The sequence below is a fragment of the Bartonella sp. CL25QHWL genome (assembly GCF_042195335.1).
In the GTDB taxonomy this organism is placed as follows: Bacteria; Pseudomonadota; Alphaproteobacteria; order Rhizobiales; family Rhizobiaceae; genus Bartonella.
In genome coordinates, this window is sequence record NZ_JBHIOE010000020.1 from 4,788 (window position 1) to 8,565 (window position 3,778).

2 protein-coding genes and 1 pseudogene are annotated in these 3,778 nt (G+C 45.3%); all 3 read right to left on the reverse strand.

Features of this window, described 5'->3' with window-relative positions; translation table 11 throughout:
• Window positions 1–432: 432 nt before the first annotated feature.
• On the reverse strand, window positions 433–1,638 hold the full coding sequence (locus ACFILY_RS08490) for a phage minor head protein (protein WP_375673316.1): 1,206 nt from the start codon (window positions 1,636–1,638) through the stop codon (window positions 433–435).
• On the reverse strand, window positions 1,631–3,211 hold the full coding sequence (locus tag ACFILY_RS08495) for a DUF935 domain-containing protein (protein ID WP_375673318.1): 1,581 nt from the start codon (window positions 3,209–3,211) through the stop codon (window positions 1,631–1,633). Before ACFILY_RS08495 ends, ACFILY_RS08490 begins: the two co-directional genes overlap by 8 nt.
• A gap of 12 nt (window positions 3,212–3,223) precedes the next feature.
• Window positions 3,224–3,778, reverse strand: a pseudogene (locus ACFILY_RS08500) (hypothetical protein); the annotation flags it as partial.

The window sequence follows — 3,778 nt, forward strand, 5'->3', positions numbered from 1 at the left end:
CATAGCCTATTGCTTTACAATTGTCATTGGCAATACAATGCATGAAACTTACTCCCACCATAAGTCTGACACTGTCAGTCAAAAGAGCATTTCTCAAAAAAGCACTCTTTTCCCTATTCTTCTCCTTGTGAGAGAAACCCCCGTGCCAAACCATCCCATAAAATCGTTTTCAAAGGCACTTCAAAGACGATAGAGCGCCGTTGTGAAGTGAGAGGTACAATTTATCGCCTTATACAAAAAAAGCCTCTCTCAAGCCGTTTTTTTTAAGATTGCTTTTAAACTTTTAAACTGTTACTTCTATCCACGAGGCGTGAGCCAGTTATACCAGGACGGTTTTACCGGATCTGCGAGGAGTTGACCGCCCTCCACGCCTTCTCTTTTTCCTCGCCTCTTTTCCGTTAAGAACACAAGACTTTCTTCCTGTTGTTCTCTTTACAACAACCTCTCGCCCTTTTTTTCAGCCGCATCCAATAAGCGTCCAATTTCTCTAGAGCTTTTTTTATGCATGGAGGTCAACCACCATTCTTGTTTGCTTGCCACAAATTTAACCGCTAAGCGCCACCATACCCCATCATTTTCACCCAAAAACACAACGCTCGGTACACCTTTTCGCCTGATAATTCCATGGGGGCGAATGAGTGTTTGAATGGCGCCTCGAAAATCCTCCAAGTGAAGCGCTCGCGCTTGATGCTCTAACAAAATATGTTTCACACTGTCTGCGGATAAGCGAATAAGAGAATTTTCCGCTGCAAAAACATCACCCACCTTTTGTGCTATCGGTGCAATGGGTATAAACCCGCGAGGCATCCGTCCTTCAAACATGGCTGCCAAAAGTGGTGAACCCACAATATCTTCAATGGCAATGCGTTTGTCATTGTCCCCCATCACGGAAATTTTATCACTCAAAAAATTGCTTAAATTTTGCGCCCGATGTTTCCCAGGGTTCAAATGCCAACCAGGATCAATCCCCTTTGGTATCTTCTCAACTTTCCCCGTTCGTTTATTGTGCCAAACCTGCTTTTCAACATGAAGTGGCTCTGCCCCCTCTTCATAGCCTAAATCTTCTGCTTCATAACGGCTTACCTGTCGCACACTGCATTTACACCGCCAACCATTGGGCGGATAAAGCCAATCCCAAACCGGATCATCAACGGGTGCGGTAAACCCCACCCAACTTTCATGTTCTAAACGCTTATGTTCTGAACTTGACAAAGCATAGGTGAGATAGGGCAAAAATTCTTTATTATTTTGTGTGCGCTCCCACTCACCTGCCGCATGCGCACTCATGGTATTGGCCCAATAGACCGTTTCTAAACGCCGTGGGCTGCCCAATTGTACCACGCTCTTTTCACCAGTTTTGGGGTCAATGGCAGTCTTTTTACCCCACCAACCCTTTTCCTGTAAAATCGGCATCAAATTTTTTTGAAACTCTTGAAAAGGAACTTGATGCTTTATGGCTTCTCCAACCGCTCGCTTAAAATCCTCCAAAATATCATAGCCTAGCGATTTTGCCACCGTAAAGGAAAAGGCATGTTCTTCTGGTGCTATATCACGCCAATCAAAGCTTGGAACAAGTGCCTTGGCTTCAAAATAACGGGTGACCTCTTTAGGGGCGGTTTTAAAAAGTTCCTCATCCATGATACCCAAGCCCACGTGCAATCATTTGTACTTTTGCCAAGCGCGCTGCTAATGCGTGATGATCCATCTCACCTAGCAATTCATCTAAGCCTTTTAGGATATCCTCATAACTTTTTGCTTCTCTCACAAGCTTTTTAAAAGGCTCTAAAAGGGGGTCTAAGTCCTCTTCCCAGTCGCTTAAAGCTTCTTGTGAAAGCCGGTCCAATTCGGCGTGATGTTTCCCACCCTTCTCTTTTGCACCCTTGCTCTCTCTTGTCACAGAAACATCAAAAACACCTCCACAATCAGCACAAACATGAGCCTTTTCTCCCCTCTCATCATCAAGCGCATTATCAGGAGCCTTTAAAACATCCTCTTCCTTTTTTGGTTGCGAAAAACCAATCTTATTGCGCACTTCTTGCGCCCCAACACGCAAACCTAAAGGCACAAGTTTTTCCAGCGCATCACTAATCGCTTTAATGTCTTCATTTTCCGAAATCGGCCAATAGACAAGGGGAGCGCGCTCTTGGCGCCCAAAATTAATCTCAACAAAGGGCACAATTAAATCACGATTAGCCGTTAAAGCTAATTGGCGTGCATCAGCTCTGGCAATATCATGGCGCACATTTTCATGAATGCGCGCTTGCGAAAAAGACGCACCATCATCCGTCGTCATGGTTTGCCCCAACACACCTTTAGAAATTTGTCGATCTAAATATTCCGCCTTAGAAGCAAACACCGCATTGCCACTGCCCCCTGCCGCTTCAATAAATTCAATCTCCATTTCTTTGGGAATAATCGCTGCCGCATCACTGGATAAATCACGCACCGCTTGAATGAGAACCCGTCGCTCCTCATGAGAAGAGCTTGCCCCATATTTACCCACACGCAAACGCATGCCATAAACTTCTAAAAATGCCATCCAATCTTTTAAGGTATAAGATTTAAACAAAAAAGCCCAAGCTGCAAGCCGCGCAAGCCCAGAACGAATAGGCAAACCGCTTTTCAACTTGGGTCTGTGAATAGAAAATTTATAAGCAGGCAATTCACTTCCATTAAAAGACCCCTCTTCTTTTAAACGCAAATGAAAACCATCCCGTCGATCCAATTGAAAAAACCGCTGGTCACGCCATTTCCAAGCAACCGGCCACCATTCCTTGGCACTCTTGTCCCACAAAGTTTCAACAACCGCATAGCCTTTTCCCAAAGCATCTAACAAATCCGTGACATAATCATCAACAAAGGTAGGCGCACTAATCACTTCCCGCACCGCATCTGCTATCTTTTTGTCCTGTGCACTGTTGCTTGCGGCAATCACTCCAGGCTCCACCCCTGTGAGAGCATTTTTACGCATGCCAAGCACAGCACGATAATGCAAATCACGCTCTTCCATATCATCGGCAAGTTGAAAAAACTGCTCTGGATGCCCCCGTGCTGCCTGTTGCAAAATATCAGCAAGTTGCGCAGGGGTCAGACCACTGACAATGGTTTGTGACCATACATCACGAACACCGCCAACGGTAGGGCTTGCAACTTCTCGCTCCAACCCTTTGATATTAAGCGCCCTACCCCACTGATCTAAAAGTTTTACCATCTCATCATCCCATCAATAAATCTTTGATCGCATTGTTGAAAAAAAAGGCGTTGAAAAGAGCGAGCTTTCATCAAAACGATAAGCCTCTCTCACAGGTGTATAATCATAAATTTCAGGAGTTTGGCGGCTAGCAAAATAAGCCAAAGCGCAAGCAATCGCGCTATCACCATGGCGCATAAAACCATCACTGCCTTTAAAACGATGATTGTCTGGAATTTTCACAATGCCATTGACATAAGCAAGCGCTTGATGATCGGCAACAATGTCACTATCGCGCGGCAAAACAATCGTCCCATCCCCAAAAGCTTCTAAATAAGCCGGCATTTCCTTGCCATACCAACTTTGTGACAAGGGCACTTCCTTCACAAGAGCTCCATAACGCTGCGCCGCTTTTTCAGCTAAATAAGCCCCATTGCCCCGCGCATCTAACGCGCCGCCCATCAAACGCGGCAAACCATTCACCCCATAAAATAAAATCTCTCTTTGTTGATCAAACGGCGTATTGCGCAATTCCACCATAAACCGAACACGGCGCACCAAATCTTGTCCCACTTCCATCACCACAAT

Excerpts from the sequence above, each read along its gene's own strand:
- ACFILY_RS08490 (WP_375673316.1), bottom strand. The coding sequence starts at position 1,638 with ATGGATGAGGAACTTTTTAAAACCGCCCCTAAAGAGGTCACCCGTTAT.
- ACFILY_RS08495 (WP_375673318.1), bottom strand. The coding sequence starts at position 3,211 with ATGGTAAAACTTTTAGATCAGTGGGGTAGGGCGCTTAATATCAAAGGG.